13 protein-coding genes are annotated in these 18,236 nt (G+C 64.2%); 9 read left to right on the top strand and 4 right to left on the bottom strand.

Annotated features, from left to right (window positions below; all coding sequences use genetic code 11):
* Nucleotides 1-80 precede the first annotated feature (80 nt).
* Nucleotides 81-1,286 (top strand): MFS transporter, encoded by a 1,206-nt coding sequence (locus PQ467_RS13240; RefSeq protein WP_274173853.1) that lies wholly within the window; start codon nucleotides 81-83, stop codon nucleotides 1,284-1,286.
* 189 nt (nucleotides 1,287-1,475) lie between these two features.
* Nucleotides 1,476-3,746, top strand: coding sequence for an FdhF/YdeP family oxidoreductase (locus PQ467_RS13235; RefSeq protein WP_274173852.1), 2,271 nt, complete (start codon nucleotides 1,476-1,478; stop codon nucleotides 3,744-3,746).
* A 15-nt stretch (nucleotides 3,747-3,761) separates the two neighbouring features.
* Here the strand turns inward: PQ467_RS13235 and PQ467_RS13230 are convergent, their stop codons facing one another.
* From PQ467_RS13230 to PQ467_RS13215, 4 genes are read right to left on the bottom strand one after another with little or no spacing between them, the layout of a single operon-like run.
* Nucleotides 3,762-4,844, bottom strand: a complete 1,083-nt coding sequence (locus tag PQ467_RS13230) for a catalase family protein (protein WP_274173851.1) — start codon at nucleotides 4,842-4,844, stop codon at nucleotides 3,762-3,764.
* Between the two features lie 10 nt (nucleotides 4,845-4,854).
* Nucleotides 4,855-7,083 carry a xanthine dehydrogenase family protein molybdopterin-binding subunit gene (locus PQ467_RS13225; RefSeq protein ID WP_274173850.1) on the bottom strand — a complete coding sequence of 743 codons (2,229 nt, stop codon included), beginning with the start codon at nucleotides 7,081-7,083 and terminating at the stop codon, nucleotides 4,855-4,857.
* A 3-nt stretch (nucleotides 7,084-7,086) separates the two neighbouring features.
* A complete protein-coding gene (locus PQ467_RS13220) occupies nucleotides 7,087-8,067 on the bottom strand; it encodes an FAD binding domain-containing protein (protein WP_274173849.1) in 981 nt (326 codons plus the stop codon).
* Complete coding sequence (locus PQ467_RS13215) at nucleotides 8,064-8,600, bottom strand: 2Fe-2S iron-sulfur cluster-binding protein (protein ID WP_274173848.1); 537 nt, start codon at nucleotides 8,598-8,600, stop codon at nucleotides 8,064-8,066. The genes PQ467_RS13220 and PQ467_RS13215 overlap by 4 nt, the downstream gene beginning before the upstream one ends.
* A gap of 213 nt (nucleotides 8,601-8,813) precedes the next feature.
* Between PQ467_RS13215 and PQ467_RS13210 the strand changes: the two genes are divergently transcribed.
* From PQ467_RS13210 to PQ467_RS13180, 7 genes are all read left to right on the top strand, one after another.
* Nucleotides 8,814-9,497 (top strand): TetR/AcrR family transcriptional regulator C-terminal domain-containing protein, encoded by a 684-nt coding sequence (locus tag PQ467_RS13210; protein ID WP_274173847.1) that lies wholly within the window; start codon nucleotides 8,814-8,816, stop codon nucleotides 9,495-9,497.
* Nucleotides 9,498-9,562: 65 nt separating this feature from the next.
* Nucleotides 9,563-10,597, top strand: a complete 1,035-nt coding sequence (locus PQ467_RS13205) for an aromatic ring-hydroxylating dioxygenase subunit alpha (RefSeq protein WP_274173846.1) — start codon at nucleotides 9,563-9,565, stop codon at nucleotides 10,595-10,597.
* A gap of 144 nt (nucleotides 10,598-10,741) precedes the next feature.
* A complete protein-coding gene (locus tag PQ467_RS13200) occupies nucleotides 10,742-11,572 on the top strand; it encodes a 23S rRNA (adenine(2030)-N(6))-methyltransferase RlmJ (protein ID WP_274173845.1) in 831 nt (276 codons plus the stop codon).
* A gap of 122 nt (nucleotides 11,573-11,694) precedes the next feature.
* Entirely contained in the window at nucleotides 11,695-12,066 is a 372-nt protein-coding gene (locus PQ467_RS13195) for a BlaI/MecI/CopY family transcriptional regulator (protein ID WP_274173844.1), read from the top strand.
* Nucleotides 12,063-13,448 (top strand): M56 family metallopeptidase, encoded by a 1,386-nt coding sequence (locus tag PQ467_RS13190; protein ID WP_274173843.1) that lies wholly within the window; start codon nucleotides 12,063-12,065, stop codon nucleotides 13,446-13,448. The genes PQ467_RS13195 and PQ467_RS13190 overlap by 4 nt, the downstream gene beginning before the upstream one ends.
* Before the next feature lie 214 nt (nucleotides 13,449-13,662).
* Entirely contained in the window at nucleotides 13,663-16,509 is a 2,847-nt protein-coding gene (locus tag PQ467_RS13185; protein WP_274173842.1) for a DUF3857 domain-containing protein, read from the top strand.
* A 36-nt stretch (nucleotides 16,510-16,545) separates the two neighbouring features.
* Complete coding sequence (locus PQ467_RS13180; RefSeq protein WP_274173841.1) at nucleotides 16,546-18,234, top strand: tetratricopeptide repeat protein; 1,689 nt, start codon at nucleotides 16,546-16,548, stop codon at nucleotides 18,232-18,234.
* Nucleotides 18,235-18,236: the final 2 nt, after the last annotated feature.

The raw sequence follows: 18,236 nt of genomic DNA, 5'->3' as shown, positions 1-18,236 counted from the left end.
GAAACGACCGCCAAACAGACCCCGCGTTAAACCCTTTCCCCCGGCGCCCGTCGCCGATTGCTGCTGCAAGGACCACCATCATGAGTTCCCCAACCGATTTTGGCGACCAGCGCCGGGCGGGCCTGCCCCAAGGCATCGTTGTCGTGATCGCCAGCTTCCTGCCCATTCTGGCCATCGTTGCTCTGGCCCCGGCGGTGCCACGCATGATGGAGCATTTTGCCGGGGTTCCCGGCGCCAGCCTGTGGGTGCCTCTGGCGGTGACCGCGCCCGGTTTGATGGTCGCGCTGCTGTCGCCCGCCATGGGCTGGCTGGTCGACCGCTATGGGCGCAGCCGTTTGCTGGTCGTGGCAACCGCGATCTACGGCCTTGTCGGCATCGCTCCGGTGTTTATCGACGGTCTGCCCGCGCTGTTTGCCTCGCGCCTGCTGCTGGGCGTTTGCGAAGCGGCGATCCTGACGGTGACAAACACTCTGGTCGGTGACTATTTCGAAGAGGATCGCAGGCGCTTCTGGCTGACCGTTCAATCGGCGGCGCAGCCGTTTTTCGGCGTTTCATTGCTGGTGCTCTCTGGCACGCTGTCGGGCATGGGCTGGAACATTCCCTTTCTAGTCTACGCCTGCGCGATCCCCATCGCGCTGGCGATGGCCTTTCTGCTGTTCGAACCGGCCAAGCGCAGCCCGGCGCTCGCAGGCCTCGCTTCTGAACGTTTCCCCACCCGCCATGTGCTGATCACCAGCGGCGTTACCCTGCTGGCCTCAAGCCTCTATTACGTTTACATCGTGCAGGTCGGGCTGCTGTTTCCGGGCGTCAGCGTCACCTCGCCCGACACGATCGGAATGCTGATCGGCCTTGCCAATGTCGGCGTGTTTTTCGGTGGTCTGCTGTTCAAGCCTGCCTCGGCGCGGCTTGGCACGGGAATGCAGGTCGGCATTTTCTTTGCGCTGCTGGGCCTGGGTCTGTTGGGCATCGGCGCCAGCCATTCGCCCGCCCAGATGACCGTGTTCTGCGCCGTCCAGCAGCTTGGCGCCGGTCTGTGCATCCCCACGCTGCTGCTTTGGACCATGCGCGGGTTGAGCGATGAGAACCGCGGGCGCGGCATGGGCATCTGGAGCTGCGCCTTTTTCGTGGGGCAATTCGTCAGCCCGGCGCTGGTCTCGCTGGTCACGCTGTTCAGCCACGCCCTGTCGCGGACCTTTGTCGTGATGGGTGTTGGCGGGATCATCCTTGCGGTCATTCTTGGCGCGGCGCTGAATGCAGGCGCGCGACAGGCGAGGGTTACGGGCTGAGGGGGCGGCGGGCTGAAAATTGCGGATGATGGGTCAATTTCGCGAGTTTTCAGATCTTTCGCCCCCAAGCGCTGCGGTTTATCAAGGGAACATGTCGGTCGCCAGAACGTTGGGTTGTCGCAATTGCGCTCTCCCGTCGCCTTCGGCATCCGAAGAATGGCGTTTGTGGGCCAAAGGGAGACCACGGGCATGCCATCGCGACCGACACCCGCCGAAGAAACCGCCGCCATCGAAGTGCCCGAGGCTGCCGGTGGCTGGGGCTCGCTAAAAGGCATAGGCGCGATCGAGCTTTCCCAGGCCGCCGGCCCCGGCGCCATCGAAACGCTGAGCCATCTCAACAAGCCCGATGGTACGGCCTGCACATCATGCGCGTGGATCAAACCGGCGAGCCCTGCCGCGTTTGAATTTTGCGAGAACGGCGCCAAGGCTACCCTGTGGGATCTGACCAGCGCGCGGGCGGAACCTGAATTTTTCGCAGCCCATACCGTCAGCGATCTGCGCCAATGGAGCGCCTATGATCTGGAAAGGGAAGGGCGCCTGACCCAGCCGCTGCGCTATGATGCCCAGTCGGACAAATATGTACCCACGAGCTGGGCCGAGGCTTTTGCCGCCATCGGCGCCGGATTGAAACGGACCGACCCCAAGGCGATGACCTTTTATGCCAGCGGCAAGGCGGCGCTGGAGCCCAGCTATCTCTATGCCGCCTTTGCGCGGATGCTGGGGCATAACAACCTGCCCGACAGTTCGAACATGTGCCACGAAACGACCTCGGTGGGCCTGAAAAAGGTGATCGGATCGCCGGTCGGCACATGCCAGATCGAGGATTTCGAGCATTGCGACGCGATCTTTTACCTTGGTCAGAACCCCGGCACCAATTCGCCGCGCATCCTCCATCCGCTTCAGCAGGCGGTGCAGCGCGGGTGCAAAATCGTCTCGTTCAACCCGCTCAAGGAAGCGGGGCTGGTTGAATTCGTCAATCCGCAAAGCCCGCTCCAGATGCTGACGGGCAAGGCGACGCGGTTGAGCCATCTTTACCTGCAGGTGCGCCCCGGTGGCGATATTGCGGCGCTGATGGGCGTGTGCAAACATGTCTTTGCCCGCGCCAAGCAAGAGCCGGAGTTGCTCGACAAAGGGTTCATAGCCCAGCACACATCGGGTTTTGATGCCTTTCGCGCCAAAGTCGAGGCGACTCCTTGGGGCGCGCTTGAGCAGGCCAGCGGCGTGACGCAGGCCGAGATGGAGGCCGCAGGCGATGTCTATGCCGAGGCCAAATCCGTGATCGGCATTTACGGCATGGGCCTGACCCAACAGGTCCGCGGCAGCGAGGCGATCGGCCTGTTGGTCAATCTGCTGCTGCTGCGCGGCAATATCGGTCGGCCGGGCGCGGGCTGTTCACCGATCCGGGGCCATTCCAATGTTCAGGGCCAGCGCACCGTCGGCATCACCGAGAAGGTCGCTCTGGCGCCGGTTGAAAAATACCGCGAAGTGCTGGGGTTGGAAACGCCGGGCGAGGATGGGCATAACACGCATGCTTTCCTCGAAGCGCTGCTGGCGGGCAGGAATACCGTCTATGTCGGGCTGGGCGGCAATCTGGCCATGGCGGTGCCCGATCATGGGCGCGTGCATGAGGCATGGCGGCGCATGGATATGACCATCCACATCGCCACGCGCCTCAATCACACCCACCTGCTGCCCGGCAAGGCAAGCTGGATCCTGCCCTGCCTCGTGCGTTCGGAAGAGGACATGCAGGCCACCGGCAACCAGTTCGTCAGTGTCGAGGACAGTTTCAGCCATATCTACAGCTCAAAAGGCCGCCGCCAACCGGCCAGCGAGCATGTGATGAGCGAAACCGCGATCATTTGCGAAATGGCCAAGGCCAGCCTGCCGCCGCATCCCAAGTGGCGGTGGGACGAATGGCGCGGCGACTACACGCTCATCCGCGAGTTGATCGCGCAGACCTATCCCGATCAATTCCATGACATGGACAACCGGATGCATGCGCCGGGCGGGTTTTATCGCGGCAATGACGCGCGCAACCGCGTCTGGCACACCAAGAGCGGCAAGGCCGAGTTCACCGATCCCGGCGCGCTCAATGCCGGCCCGGACAGCGATGCGCTGCGCCTCATCACGCTGCGTTCGAATGACCAGTTCAACACCACGATCTATGGCCTGTCCGACCGGATGCGCGGGCTTGAGGGCGAACGCACGATCATGCTGATCTCGCCCGCGGAAATGGCCCGGCAAGGCCTGACCGAGGGGCAGCGCGTCACTTTGGTTACCGCCATGGACGAGGATACTCGCCGCGCGGTCGGCGATCTCAAGGTTGTGGCCTATGATCTGCCCGATGGCTGCGTTGCGGGCTATTTCCCCGAGCTTAACCCGCTGGTCCCGTTGTCCTTGCGCGACCGCCTGTCCGACACGCCCGCCAGCAAGGGGATTCCGGTCAGGATCGAAACCTGACCGGAACCTGCTCGCTTATTCGGCGCCCTGCGCGGCGCCGGTAAAGGGGCAACCGTTGACGCGGACGCGAAATTCCGAGGAATGTTTATAGGCGCGGCGGCGGGCGCGGTTGATGCCGCCCAGCGGTCGATGCGCAACCAGCGCGTTCCATGGCGAGAAGTGCAGCGTCTCGTCAATCCGCTCCACCTTGTCCGCGCTCCAGCTGTCCTGCGGCTCGATGCGCAGCGTGGCGACCTGTACGAAGGGCGCGTCCTCCTCTTTCCATTCGACGCTGGCGTCCTCGATCGGCTGCTTTTCCGGATCGCGCGCCAATTGCACTTCAAAGGCCCATTCCCCGGTCAGGTTGGCGGCATCCTGGCGGATGGTCTCGCGCAGGCCGTCGGGGCGGCCGGAAGTATCGATGATCGCGTTGGTCAGGATTGTGAGCGACGGAGAGAGGGGCCGCAGGCGGAATTTGGCAACATAATCGCCATAACGGAACGGCACAGTGCTGAAAAAGGTCTCGCCCAGCGGGTGGACCTGCCGCGCGCCGCCCAGTCCGGCCAGCGCGCTCGATTCCAGACCAATCGCCCCCAGCGCGGCATTGATCGCGCCGAGCGTCGTGGAAAGAGCTACCTTTGCCCCCTCGGCGCGGTCGGTGGTGGCGGCAAGCAGCTTGAGCTTGCCCGCAAACTTGTCGGGCGTGGACACCGCAAAGACCGGCGCATTGACCATCAGGAAGTCCTGACCATCGCCCTCCGCCTCGGGCAGGCGCTCGCCCGCCACACGCTCCACCTTCAAGCCAAGGCCGCGCGGCAAAACGACATTGTCGTCAAGGATATCGCCGGGGTTGGTCGAGATGCGAAGCGATGCGGGATGGACGCCCGGCGTTGCAAACAAGCCTTGCGCCAGTTCGGGCGGCAGGTTGTCGTGAATGGTGAACATGCCCTCAAACAATCCATGCGCCTTGGCATGGACCGCGCGCACGGCGCGGCCATAATCCCTGGCCGTGGTTTCAAGAATATGGTCGAAAGACTTTTCAAGGCTTTCGTCGGTTTCCACCTCGTCCGGGCGGGGTAGTTCCAGATCGGGGCTGTAGCGAAGGGGGGAGGAAATCACAGGCGGCCTCTCATGCGGAAAAGGGATCGGGAAGGTGGGGCAGGATCTTGTCCAGCGTCAGCGGGAAGCTGCGCACCCGCACGCCGCAAGCGTTGTAAACGGCATTGGCGATGGCGCCGGCCGCGCCGCATATGCCCAATTCCCCCACGCCCTTGGCCTGCAGGGGGCTGGCCGCCGCGTCGCGCTCTTCAAGCAGGATGACCTCCAGCGCGGGCACATCGGCATGGACCGGCACGTGATATTCGGCCAGATCATGGTTGACGAGGTGGCCGTCGCGCAGGTCAAACACCAGTTCCTCGGTCAGCGCGCTGCCGATGCCCCAGACCATGCCGCCAAGGCATTGCGAACGTGCGGTCTTGGCATTGAGCACGCGGCCAAAGCCGAACGCGCCCGTCATCCGCCGCACGCGCACTTCGCCGGTAAAGGCATGGACGCCGACCTCGGCAAAGAACGCGCCATAGCTGGCCTGCGCGAAGTCCTTGTAGGTCTTGCCCGGCTTGATCGAGCCGACCTCGGCGATGTCATGCGATCCCACCAGTTCCTCAAGCGGGTGGCGCTTGTCGCCATGGCTGGCGATGCCGTCGCGAATGTCTAGTTCGTCGGGATCGCATCCCATCGCCTTGGCCAGTTTCTCGCGGATCGCCTCGCAGGCGCGCATCACGGCCGAGCCGGTTGAAATCGCGCCAAAGCTGCCGCCTGATCCTGCGCCGGGGGGCAAATCGGTGTCGCCCAGCACGACCTTGACCTTGTGCATCGCCAGACCCAGCATTTCGCCCGCGATCTGGCCCAGCACGGCATAGCTGCCGGTGCCGATGTCGGTCTGATCGCTTTCGACCAGCGCCGTCCCGTCGGTTTTGAGCGTCACGCGCGCCTGCGCCGGGATCATCACATTGACCCGCGCCGCGCTGGCCACACCCATGCCCACCCACCAATCGTCCTCGCGGGTCTGGCAGGGCCGGGGCTTGCGCTGCTTCCAGCCAAAACTGGCCGCGCCCTGTTCCAGCGCTTCGACCAGCATGCGCGATGAATAGGGCGTTCCCTTGACCGGCACCGTGGCGGGCAGGTTGCGCTTGCGCAATTCGATGGGATCAATCCCCGCCTTTTCGGCCAGTTCGTCCATCGCCGCCTCCAGCACCTGCATGCCCACCGCCTCGCCCGGCGCGCGGACCGAGCCTGCGGTCATGCGGGAAATGCGCGCGACTTCGACCTTGAGCAGCCGGTTCTCGCCGCCATAAATGAATTCCGTGGCCTGCGTGACCGGTTCGGCATAATCCTCGTCGGGCAGGTTCGAGACATAAGCCTCATGGCCAAGGCCAATCAGGCGCCCGGCGGCATCGGCGGCCAAGCGCACACGCTGGCGTGTTTCGGATCGGCGCATGACGGTTTGAAACACCTGTTGCCGCGTCATCACCACGCGCACCGGGCGACCCAATTGCCTTGCCGCAATCGCGGCGGCCACGGCCTCATGCGTGATGCCCAGTTTCGATCCGAACCCGCCCCCGACATAGGGCGCGAGAAGGCGCACCTTCTTGGGCGAGATCGACAGGCAATCGGCGATCTCTTTCACATTATAGGCCAGCATCTGATAGCTGCCGTAGAGCGTCAGATGATTACCGTGCCACTGGGCAATCGTGGCATGGGGCTCCATCGCCGCGCTGGCATGGCCGGGTGTGTCATAATCGACATCAATGCTGTAGGCGGCATCGCGCATCGCCTGATCGAGGTCGCCGCCCTTGACCGGCTTGCTGTCCGATGGTTCGTCGATTTTCGCATCCGGGCTTTGCGGATCATAGGGGGCCGGATCCGATGCCGCCTCATAATCCACCGAGAGCGCCAGCGCGCCATCGCGGGCCTGTTCAAAACTTTCGGCCACGACGACGGCAATGGGTTGGGCAAAGTAATCGACGGTCTGCACGCCTTGTGCCGGGGCCTTGCCCGCTGTGCCCTGGGTCGAGCGGCGCACCATCGCCTCGTCGGCAATGACGGCCAGGACGCCGGGCATGGCCAGCACCGCTTCGCTGTGGACCCTGGTCACGCGCCCTTGCGCCATGTCGGCGAGGACCAGAACGCCCTCGGCGCATCCCGCGAATTTCCATTCGGCGGCATAGGTCGCGCTGCCGCTGACCTTGAGCGGGCCTTCGGGACGGTCGAGCGGCTTGCCGATCACCCCCTGCTTCATGGTGTCGAGCAGGTTGCGCTCATCGGGCTTGTTATACATATCGGCCAGAGGAAGTTTCATCGGTCAGGCCTTTGCGCTGTGGGTGGCCTCGCCAAGCGTCGCGGCAAGCGCGCGGGCGGCGAGCGGGATTTTGAAATCATTGCCGCCAAATCCGCGCGCGTCCTTGAGCAGAACCTCGGCAGCCTTGGCGAAAAGTTGGGGCGAGGGCTTCTCGCCGGTCAGCACCTCCTCAACGGCCCGGTCGCGCCATGGCACCGTGCCCAGACTGCCGAAGGCCAGCGCGCAGCGGGCGATCCTGCCCTGCTCCATCGCCAGATCGAGGGCGACCGAAACCAATGCAAAGGCGTAGGAGGCGCGGTCGCGCACCTTGCGGTATAGCTGCACGCCGCCGGTGGGGGCGGGCAGGCGGACCGAGGTGATCAGCTCGCCCGGCCCCAGCACATTGTCGCGCAAGGCATCATCGCCGGGCATGCGGTGAAACACGCAGAGCGGGATCTGGCGCAACCCCAGCGGGCCTTGCGTCAGGACCACGGCATCGAGAGCCAGCAGCGCCACAGCCATATCGCCGGGATAGGTCGCGATGCAGGCATCGCTGGTGCCCAGCACGGCATGGATGCGGTTGAACCCTTTGCGGGCGGCGCAACCGCTGCCCGGATCGCGCTTGTTGCAATCCTGGGTCGTGTCATAGAAATAGCCGCAGCGCGTACGCTGGCACAGGTTGCCGCCGGTGGTGGCCCGGTTGCGCAACTGCGGGCTGGCCCCGGCAAGGATCGCCTTGGCCAGCAGCGGCCATTTTTGGCGCACGCGCTCATCGGCCGCGCAATCGGCATTGGTGACCATCGCGCCGATGCTCAGGCCCGTCCCGTCGGCGGCAATCCGGTCCAGCCCGGCCCGGCGGATCGAAACGAGCTTGTCCGGCGTGGCAATCTGCAATTTCATCAGGTCGACGAGATTGGTGCCCCCCGCGATGGGCCGCGCCCCTGTCTCCAGAGCATCAAGCGCGCTTTTCGTTGAGGTCGCATGGTCCAGCGTAAAGGTTTTCATGTCGAGGCCTCCTGCGTGGCGCTCTGCTGCCCGATCACGTCCTCGATGGCGGCAATGATATTGGCATAGGCCCCGCAACGGCACAGATTGCCGCTCATCCGCTCGGCCAGTTCCTCGCGGGTCGGCAAGGGTTTTTGCGCGATATCTGGCGTCACCGCGCTGGCCCATCCATCGGCAAGCTCCTGCATCAACGCCTTGGCCGAGCAGATTTGGCCGGGGGTGCAATAGCCGCACTGGAAACCATCATGGGCAACAAAGGCGCGCTGGAGCGGGGAGAGGTCATCCGAAGCCCCAACGGCCTCAATCGTCTCGATGCTCTCGCCTTCATGCAATTGCGCCAGCGAGAGGCACGAATTGATCCGCCGCCCCTCCACCAGAACGGTGCAGGCGCCGCATTGCCCATGGTCGCACCCCTTTTTGGTGCCCGTCAGCCCAAGGTCCTCGCGCAGCCAATCGAGCAGCGTGCGCCGCGGATCCGATGGCAGCCGGTGGGCAAATCCGTTGACGACGGCATCGCCGATGCTTGAAATCATGATCGCTTGGCCCCTCGTCGTTCAAACTGCGACCTCGGAACGTTTCGGGGCGTGGCAATGTTCCTCTCTGATTGTGCGCCATGGCAACAAATCGCGGCGGGCGGTTCATCGTGGCTGGGCATGCGATTGGCGCGGCCATGTCGGGGAAACTTGAAACCGGCCATCGCAATGGTGCAAAGACCGGGCATCAAAGGCATTTGGACGCAATTTTGCATGAGCGCGCAGGACAGCAATGCGGGGGCCTCCCCCCGATCGACCCCCAGGCAAAGCAAGCAGCAGGCGGCGCAGGAGCGCTGCGGGGCGATGCTGCGCGCCGTGCGGGCGCAAATAACCGCGGGCAGCGTGAACGGCGTCAATCTCAATGAGGTCCTGCGCGTTTCGGGCGGGTCCAAGGCGACGCTGGTCAAATATTTTGGCGACCGCGCCGGGTTGATTGCCGCCGCGATCGAGGAGGAGGCGCGCGAGGCCATGGCCGCGCTGCGCCGGACCATGGATCAGGCCGTTCAGGATGACGCGGGCGCGCGCGCGCCGGATGCGGCGATCACCGCCATTCTGGCCGGTCTCTTGCGCTTTTACATCAGCGATGCGTCGCTGGGCGTGTATCGCACCGTTATTGCCACAGGCGGCGTTTCGGGGCGTATTTTCTATGAAAAGGGCCATCAGACCGTCGTGGCGGAACTGGCCGATATGCTTTGCGTCTTTGTCGGCGATGGCCTGCGCGCCGATCTTGACGTGCGCCATGCGGCGGAGCGGCTGACCCATGCGATTCGCGCGGGATGCTATGAGCGGGCGCTGCTGGGTTTGGCACAAACGCCGATATCGGATGAGGAGATCCTGCGGGAAGCCGCCGCGACCTGCGCCTTTTTCCTTGATGGTGCGCGCCGACCCGACGGTTGATTTGCGCCTTGACGACCATCTCTCCAATGATATGTACCAAAGGTACACAATATAGGGAGATGGATATGCCGTTCCTGCGCAATGCATGGTACATGGCCGCCTGGGATTACGAAGTGACCGCGCAGGCGCCGCTGCAACGCACGCTGCTCAATCACCGGGTAGCGTTGTTTCGCGATGCCGATGGCGCGGCGCGGGCAACATCGGCGATCTGTCCGCATCGCTATGCCTCGCTGGGGCTTGGCCGGTTGGAAAATGGCGTGCTGCATTGCGGCTATCACGGGCTGGGCTTTGATGGATCGGGCGCATGCGTCCACAATCCCTTTGGCGCGCCGTCCAAGACCATGAAGCTTGAAACATGGCCTGTGGCCGAAAAATACAGCGCGATCTGGATCTGGTTGGGTGAACCTGAACGGGCCGACCCTGCGCTTTTGCCCGATTTCGCCTTTAACGACCCGGCGCAGGCTTTCGTCGGCAAGGGCTATCTCAACGTTGCGGCCAGCTATGAGCTGGAGATCGAAAATATCCTCGACCTCAGCCATATCCAGTTCCTGCATCCCACCACATTGGGCAGCGGTTCGGTGTCCGACGGCGTGTATGAATGGAAGCAGGAAGGCGATGCCATCTGGTCCAACCGCAAGGTGATCGGCGAGATCGTGCCGGAAGCGCTGGCCCTCGCGATGGGCTTGACGCCCGGCGAACCCTCGGATCGCTGGATCCACACGCGATGGAACGCGCCTGCCAACATGGCCATTTTCGCCGGCGCCGTGCCCACCGGGCGGCCGCAAGGCGAAGGCCGCGAAACCCCCACCGGCCATTTCTTCACGCCCGAAACCGACACCAGCTCTCACTACTGGTATTCCATTGCCTTCCCCCAATACATCGGCCCCCATGGTCAGGCGATGGCCGATGAACAGGTCGATTTCCTGTCTCTGCCCTTCCGTACCGAAGACTTGCCGATGCTTGAAGAGCAGCAGCGCAATCTGGGGGGACGGTCGCTGCGCGATGTTCGGCTTGGCTGGTTGCCGGGCGATGCGGCCGGTGCGCGCGCGCGCAATCTGCTCTATGCCATGATCGACGCAGAGCAGGCCGAGGGCGGATGAACAACCGCGCTTCCTGGCGCAACTGTTGCACAGAAGGGCTTTGAAGATTTCGGCGCGACTCTCTATGAGCGCCCCAAGGATCGCCATGATCGCGCCGCGCCCGGCATTGTGTACAACGGCAAATCGTCAGAACCCAGAACCATCATGAATTATCGCCATTCCTTTCATGCCGGCAACAGCGCCGATGTCGTCAAGCACAGCCTTTTGATCGCCCTCGTGCGGGCCTTGCAGCAAAAAGAGAGCGCGCTGACGCTGATCGATACCCATTCGGGCTGCGGGATCTATGATCTCGAAGGCGAGGAGGCCGGGCGCACCGGCGAGGCGGCGCAAGGCGTGGTGCGCGCCTTTGCCGATGCCAACCCGTTGCTGGACGATTATCGCGCCGCCGTGCGGGCCGTCAACGAAGGCGCAGAACCGCGCCTCTATCCCGGCTCGCCCCGGTTTCTGGCGCAATTGCTTCGGCCGCAGGATGGGCTGATCCTGAACGAGAAGCATCCCGAGGATGCCTATGCCCTGCGCGGGGCGATGCGCGACACGCCCGCCGCCGTGCATGAACGCGACGCTTATGAGCTATGGCTGGCCATGGTGCCCACCCGCACGCCGCGCGGCGTGGTGGTGGTGGACCCGCCCTATGAACAGACCGACGAACGCGCAAAGATCACGGCCACGCTTGCCGCCGCCCATCGTAAATGGGCGCATGGCGTGACCGTCGTCTGGTATCCGTTGAAGGAACGGTCCAACCACGCGCAGTGGAAGCACAAGTTGCGCAGACTTGGCATTCCCAAATTCCTGTGCGTAGAGCATTGGTTGTATGATACCGATCAGCCCGGCATCTATAACGGCGCTGGCCTGTTCATCATCAACCCGCCCTATGCCTTTACCCAGGCCTTGCCGCCCATGCTGGAGGCGCTGCGTGCCGCCTTGGCGCCCGAGGGGCACCGGGGCACATTGACGGCCCAGTGGCTGGACGGTTGACCAACACAGATTGAGGGGGGGCTTAACTCCGGCGGAAAATCGGCCTGAGACCTCTATCGCCCCTTGACGACCACAGATGTAATCGCATAAGATTACATTTGTGGTCGTCAAAGGAGTGCGGCATGACGGAGCGGATCAGCGAAGCCGAATTGGTGGTGATGGAGGCGATTTGGTCGGCCGACACGCCGCTGACTGCGGCCGAAATTACCCAGCGGATCGACGCCGGGCGCGGTTGGAGCGACCGCACCGTCAAAACCATGCTCGGGCGTCTGCTTGCCAAGGGCGTGCTGGCCCATGAGGAGGAGGGGCGGCGCTACCTCTATCGCCCGCTGGTGGAGCGGGACCGCTATGTCACGCGCGAATCGCGCCGTCTGGTGGACCGGCTGTTTGGCGGGCGCGCGGCGCCCATGGTCGCCCACCTTGCCCAGGGCGACGGCCTGAGCGAAGATGATATCGCCGAACTGGAAGCCTTGCTGCAGGAGTTGCGGAAATGACCGACTGGGTGCTTGCCTCGCTCGCCGCCAGCACGATGCTGATGGCGCTGGTGCTGTTGCTGCGCGGCCCGGTTGCCCGCGCTTTCGGGCCGCATGCCGCCTATGCGCTGTGGGCGCTGCCCGCCTTGCGGATGGTGCTGCCGGATTTGCCGGGGGTTGGCTTGTTGCCCGCTGTCCATTTCGCCCATGGCGATGGTGGGGGTGGTCTGCTTGCCGCCCCGTCTTTGCCTGTGTCCCCGTCTTTGACCGTGGACAATTTGGCGGATCATCCGATGGCGGCGGCCATGCCGGGCCCGCTGGACTATGCGATGGCGCATGGGCCTGCGGTCCTGGTGGCGCTGTGGCTGGGCGGGGCGGCGCTGTGGTTCGGCTGGCAAATGCTGCGCTATCACCATTTCCTTGCCCAGGCGCTGCGTTCGGCCGAGCCGATCGGCAGCGAATGCGGGATCGACGTGCTGCTCTCCGTCGCGGTGGGCGGGCCGGTGGCCGCAGGGGTGTTCCGGCGGCGAATCTTTCTGCCTGCATCCTTCATGACGCGCTATACGGCGGCCGAGCGGCGCTGCGCCTTGCTGCATGAGGCGGCGCATCACGATCGCTATGATGTGGTTGCCAATTTCGTCGCGCTGGTGGTGGTGGCGCTGCATTGGTGGAATCCGCTGGCCCATCGCGCCTATAAAGCGTTTCGCGCCGATCAGGAACTTGCCTGTGATGCCACGGTTCTGGCCGATATGGCCGCTTCTGAACGTCACGCCTATGGCAGCGCGGTGGTCAAATCGGCCTCGGCGCGGATGCCGGGGGTTGCCTGCGCGCTCAGCAACAAGGACGAGATCAAGCAGCGTCTGCGTCAGATGGCCGCGCCCCGCTTTGCAGGCAGGCGTGTGTGGGCGGGCCTCGCGCTTGTTATGGTGACGATTGGGGCGGGGCTGATGGCGACGGCCTCAAGCCCTGCCTCGGCGCAGGCAGAGCCGGTGGCGGTTCGCGCCGCCGCCCGCGTGGCGGATCAGGCCGCAGCGCAGGCGGACATGGCGGGCCGCCGCGCCACCCGCGACGCCCGCCGGGCAGAGCGTGCGCGCGTCAAGGTCATGCGCGCCTCAGCGCTGGTTCTGGACGATGCGGACGCCGCGCGGCATCAGGCCATGGAAGATGCCGCGCAGGATCGCGCCGATGCCGAACGCGATCGCGCCGAACTGGCGCGTGAACGCACAGAGGCCCAGCGCGATAGGCAGGATGCCATGCGGGAGCGGCAACAGGCCATGCGAGAGGCGGTCGAAGCACGCGGTCAGGCTATGGCCGAAGCCGCCGCCGCCCGCGCCGAGGCGCAGCGCGAGCTGGCGCAGGCCCGCCGGGACATCGACCGGGCGCGCAGCACAAATTGGCGCTAATCCGCAAGGCACCCTGAAGTCAGCGCTTTTCCGATCATGCCGCGCCATGGCCGATACCCGGCCATGGCGCTTTTGTCCTGCGCCTTGATCGCCCCACTCGGATCGTCGCAAAAGCGGCCACTATCCTCTGGATAAGTCAAAATTTTTATGCAATTACTATACGGGTCGCGCTGATAATCGAAATCCCTCCTCCTCCTTGCCGGGAATCGCCTTGATGCAGCACGTCCCAAACGCGCGCTTTTCGCGCATGTCTCTTGCCGCCGCGCTGCTGGGGGCCACTTTCCTCCATACCGCCATGCCCGCGCTTGCGGGCGATCAGCCCGTCTATCGCCCGGCGCCCGATTGGGTTTTGCCGGCGCCCGCTGCCCCTTCGGCGGATAAGGAAGGCGCTGCGCCGACCCTGCGCCTTTATGATGTTCAGGCGCGGATCGACCATGGCGCGGTCTGGACCTATGTGGCCACCGCCCGCCGGATCGATACGCCCGAAACCATGGCGCGCTCGGGCACGCTCACGATTTCTTGGCGGCCCGATCATGGCGATCTGATCGTCCATGGGGTGGACATCCTGCGCAATGGCAAGGCCATCGATGTTCTGGCATCGGGTCAGCGTTTCACGGTTCTGCGCCGCGAGGCCAAACTGGAATCGCTTCAGCTTGACGGAACGTTGACCGCGACGCTGGCGATCACCGGACTTCAGGTGGGCGATACGATTGTCAGCCGCTATTCCCTGACCGAAAAGGATCCCGCGCTGTTGGGGCGGGTCAATATGGCGGTGCCGCTGTTGCCCCAGCCGGTGCCGATGGGCTTTGGCCGCGCCCGCGTTGTGTGGAGTGATGCCGACAAGGTCCATTGGAAAACCTATCTGAGCGATGTGGTGGCCAGCGAAAAATCCGAGCATGGCTGGCACGAATGGCAGGTATCCATGCCTGTTGCCCGTCAGAGCGATCCGGCGGCGCAGGCGCCCGGCCGGTTTGCCCGCCCCCCGATTGCCGAGTTTTCCGACTTTGCCGATTGGGCCGAGGTCAGCCGCACCATGGCTCCGCTCTATCGAATCGATGCGCCATCGGCCGCGATCAAGCCGGGCGGCGATCTGGATCAGGAAATCGCCCGGATTGCCGCCGCCGCCAGCGATCCCCGGCGACGCACGGCCATGGCGCTGCAATTGGTGCAGGACAAGGTGCGCTATTTCGCGGTGGCGATGAATGGCGGCAATCTGGTCCCGCAAACCCCGGAGCAGACCTGGGCCACGCGCTATGGCGATTGCAAGGCCAAGACGCTGCTGCTGCTGGCCATATTGCACAAGCTGGGGATCGAGGGGGAGCCGGCGCTGGCCAATCTGCGCAATGGCGATCTGGTGCATGAACGGCTGCCCTCGGTGGCGGCTTTCGACCATGTGATGGTGCTGGCCCATGTCGGCGCGTCCGTGCTCTGGCTGGATGGCACCGCTCTGGGCAGCCGGGAGGCCGATCTGGACGATGTGGCGGCCTATGGCTGGGTCCTGCCGGTGCGCGCGGGCGGGGCCGAGCTTTTGCAGGCGCCGCTGCGCCCGCCCGCGCGGCCCCATATCGAGGTGCACAGCGATATTGATATGCGCGCAGGCGTTGGTTTGATGGCGCCTTTCCGCATCAGCCTCCAACTGCGCGGCTCGCTGGCGGGGCAACTCAATTCGGGCCTGGCCAATCTGGACGCAGAAGGCAAGGCGCAGACCCTGCGCCGGGTTTTGGGCAGCGTGCGCGAGAACAGCATCTTTGTGCATCCCCAATTCGCCTATGATCCGGCCAGCGGCGCGGGCACGATAACCGCCGACGGCGTCATCACATCATCATGGCGGCGCAGCGATGGCCGGTACACCTTGCCGACCAACCTTGTCCGGCCCACGCAATATCCCGACCGATCGCGCACGATATGGCAATCGGTGCCGGTTGCGCTGGGCAATGCGCAGCATGTGGTGATCGAGGAAACCTTCCGTCTGCCGCGCGGGGGCAAGGGCATCACCATGCAGGGTCAGGCCGATGTCCAGCGCGCCTTCCCCACCGGTGGCAGCGAGCGGGTTGAGGCGCAATGGCGTGATGGCCAATGGCGCCTCTCGCTGCATAACCTGCGCGCCGGTGGCGAATTGGCCGCCGCCGATATTCCCGCCATGCGCAAGCAGGACGCCGACCTGATCGCGCGGCTGCCGTATCTGCGCACCGATGCGGGCTATCCTGCGGCCTGGCGCGATTTTGACCAGTCCCGGCGCGACCATCTGTTTGACCAGACCATGGCCGTATTGGACCAATGGGTTGCGGAAAAACCCGACGATGCCGAGCGCTATCGCGCAAGGGCAGCCTTTGAGACCGAGATTTTCGAACGGCAGAAGGCCATTGCCGACCTTACCAAAGCTCTGGCGCTGAAGGGCGACAAGGTGCTGTATCGCGAAAGGGCGGGCCTGTACGAGGCAATCGGCGACAAGGACCATGCCGTTGCGGATATGACCAGCGCCTATAACCTCGATCCATCGGATCTGACATCGCTGGGCCGTTTGGTTTTCCTTGAAACATGGGCGGGCAAGAGCGACCAGACGCTGGTCCGGCTGGACGGTCTGATCGCCAATGGCGGCAATCAGGAACCGTTTAACAATGCCCGAAAGGCCGATGTGCTGGCCTATCGCGGCGATGTGGCGGGGGCATTGGCGGCGATGAATGCGGCCCTGGCCAAAAGGTCGGAGAATGCCAGTCTGCTGGTGGGCCGTTGCCGCCTGAAGGGGCTGTTGAACACCGATCTCGACAATGGATTGGCCGATTGCAACCGCGCGATCCAGATCGGCGGGGCGGGGGCCGCCTCCGCTTTGGAGATGCGCGGCATGCTGCAATGGCGGCTCCACCATTGGAAAGAGGCCATCGCGGATTTGAATCAGGCGCTTGAGCTCTATCCCAATCAGTCATTCCTCTATCTCCTGCGCGCCCAGGCCGAACGGGATGCGGGCGATGTGGAGGCGGCGCGCCGCGATTGGTCCGCCTCGCGCCTGCTCAATCCGGCGATTGGCGAATTCTACCGGCAATTCGGCATGACGGGTTTCTGACAAACCATTCTTTCCACCTAATCGGGATCACAGATTTTGCTGCGCCATTCGCTCCTTGCCGCGCTTGCCCTTTTGCCTCTCGCCGCGCCCGTTTTGGCTCAGCAGGAGCCGAGCCATCCGACCGCCGATATTCTGGTAAAAGGGGGCGAAACTGCGCCGGGGAAATGGAACCGGGCCGAAACCGACCATTTTATCGTGATGAGCGATGGCAGTGAGGCCGAATTGCGGCAAACCGCGGTCCATCTGGAAAAGCTGCAACATCTGCTGGCCCGCCTGTATCATATCGATCAGGCCCATGACGAAGTGGGCAAGCTGACCATCACCCTGTTTGGCAAGCGGAGCTTTTTCAAGGATCTGGGGCTGGCCAATGTGCGTTCGGGCGAGGGGCCTTATGGTGCGGGGCTGAGCGATCAGCGCTATTACGACCCGCGCGCGGATGGCGCGGTGATGGCTGTGGCGCGCGCCGATCAGATCATCGACCTCAACACGCCCGAAGCGCGCGAGCGCGATTGCGACAATGCGATGGAGAATGATCAGGACTGCCTTGACGCCGGACGCGTCAATCGCGAGCCCGTTCCCCGGCCGTGGACGGCTGCGCTCTATTCCGGGGTGGCCCAGCATTTCATTCTCTCGCATCTCCCCTCGGCCTATCCGCGCTGGTATCTCGACGGAGTGGGCGCGCTGTTTTCGACCGTGGCGATGCGGGGCGATGGTGCTCTCGATTACGCCGCGCCGCCGCTCTATTATAAACAGGTGTTGCGTGCCTATGGCGCGGTGCGGATGGGCGACATTGTCACGGGCCGCTATCTGGAGCCGGGCTATCGACAGATGGTGTGGACGCCGTACCATGCCTGGCTGACGGCGCATTTCTTTCTCTATTCGGGGCTGAAACCGGATCGGCAGCGCGGATTTTCCCGATATATGTCGGCCATCGCCCATGGCGCGCCGATGGCCAAGGCCGCCGAGGAACTGGGCGATCTGCGCGTGCTTCAGCATGAATTCAACGTCTATCTGGAATCGAACATCCTCTATGCCCGATCCGACAAGGGCAAGGATGCGGGGCAGGACCCCATCGTCACCAACCTCTCGCCCGCACAGGTGGCCCTGATCGCGCCGCGGCTGCAAATGGAGGCCAGGGTGGAGGACAAGGACGCCGGGCGCCGGGAAGGCTGGCTCCACGCTCTGCGCGACAATCTGGCTCCGGTGAAGGATGCCGAAGAGGTCCATCTCCTGCTGGCCGAGGCCGAATGCCGCGAGGGCCATGACGACCTGTGCCTTCAGCAGGCCGAGGCCGTGCTGGCCCGCAAGCCCGACAATGGGACGGCGCTGGCATGGAAAGGTTTGGCCTTGTCCGACAAGGCGATGGCCGAGACGGCCGACCGGCGTGCGGGCGCTTTGAATGCGGCGCGCCAGATTCTGTCGAGCGCGGCAGCGGCCGACAATCAGGCGCCAATGGCACAGATTGCCTATTTCGAGAGCTTTACCAAGGCAGGAGAAACCCCGCCCCAGCAGGCGTTGATCGGCATGGTCAAGGTAACGCGGGCCAATCCCGCCGCCCCGGCTCCGCGTCTTGATCTGGCCAGAGAACTGGTGCGCGAGGGCCGGGGAGATCTGGCCAGAACCATCATGATCCCCGTCCTCTACGGCGGCTATGCCTCGCAGGAAAAAGCGCAGGGCGCGCTGTTGTTGGCAGGCACGAGCGGCGAGGGATCGCCGCAGCGCTGAAA

The sequence above is a fragment of the Novosphingobium sp. KACC 22771 genome, from assembly GCF_028736195.1.
Lineage (GTDB): Bacteria > Pseudomonadota > Alphaproteobacteria > Sphingomonadales > Sphingomonadaceae > Novosphingobium.
This window is presented reverse-complemented; position numbering and strand designations above follow the sequence as displayed.

What these genes read in the sequence shown, in the direction of transcription:
- PQ467_RS13240 (WP_274173853.1), top strand. Translation starts at nt 81, where the DNA reads ATGAGTTCCCCAACCGATTTTGGCGACCAGCGCCGGGCGGGCCTGCCC.
- PQ467_RS13235 (WP_274173852.1), top strand. Translation starts at nt 1,476, where the DNA reads ATGCCATCGCGACCGACACCCGCCGAAGAAACCGCCGCCATCGAAGTG.
- PQ467_RS13225 (WP_274173850.1), bottom strand. Translation starts at nt 7,083, where the DNA reads ATGAAACTTCCTCTGGCCGATATGTATAACAAGCCCGATGAGCGCAAC.
- PQ467_RS13220 (WP_274173849.1), bottom strand. Translation starts at nt 8,067, where the DNA reads ATGAAAACCTTTACGCTGGACCATGCGACCTCAACGAAAAGCGCGCTT.
- PQ467_RS13215 (WP_274173848.1), bottom strand. Translation starts at nt 8,600, where the DNA reads ATGATTTCAAGCATCGGCGATGCCGTCGTCAACGGATTTGCCCACCGG.
- PQ467_RS13210 (WP_274173847.1), top strand. Translation starts at nt 8,814, where the DNA reads ATGAGCGCGCAGGACAGCAATGCGGGGGCCTCCCCCCGATCGACCCCC.
- PQ467_RS13205 (WP_274173846.1), top strand. Translation starts at nt 9,563, where the DNA reads ATGCCGTTCCTGCGCAATGCATGGTACATGGCCGCCTGGGATTACGAA.
- PQ467_RS13200 (WP_274173845.1), top strand. Translation starts at nt 10,742, where the DNA reads ATGAATTATCGCCATTCCTTTCATGCCGGCAACAGCGCCGATGTCGTC.
- PQ467_RS13195 (WP_274173844.1), top strand. Translation starts at nt 11,695, where the DNA reads ATGACGGAGCGGATCAGCGAAGCCGAATTGGTGGTGATGGAGGCGATT.
- PQ467_RS13190 (WP_274173843.1), top strand. Translation starts at nt 12,063, where the DNA reads ATGACCGACTGGGTGCTTGCCTCGCTCGCCGCCAGCACGATGCTGATG.
- PQ467_RS13185 (WP_274173842.1), top strand. Translation starts at nt 13,663, where the DNA reads ATGCAGCACGTCCCAAACGCGCGCTTTTCGCGCATGTCTCTTGCCGCC.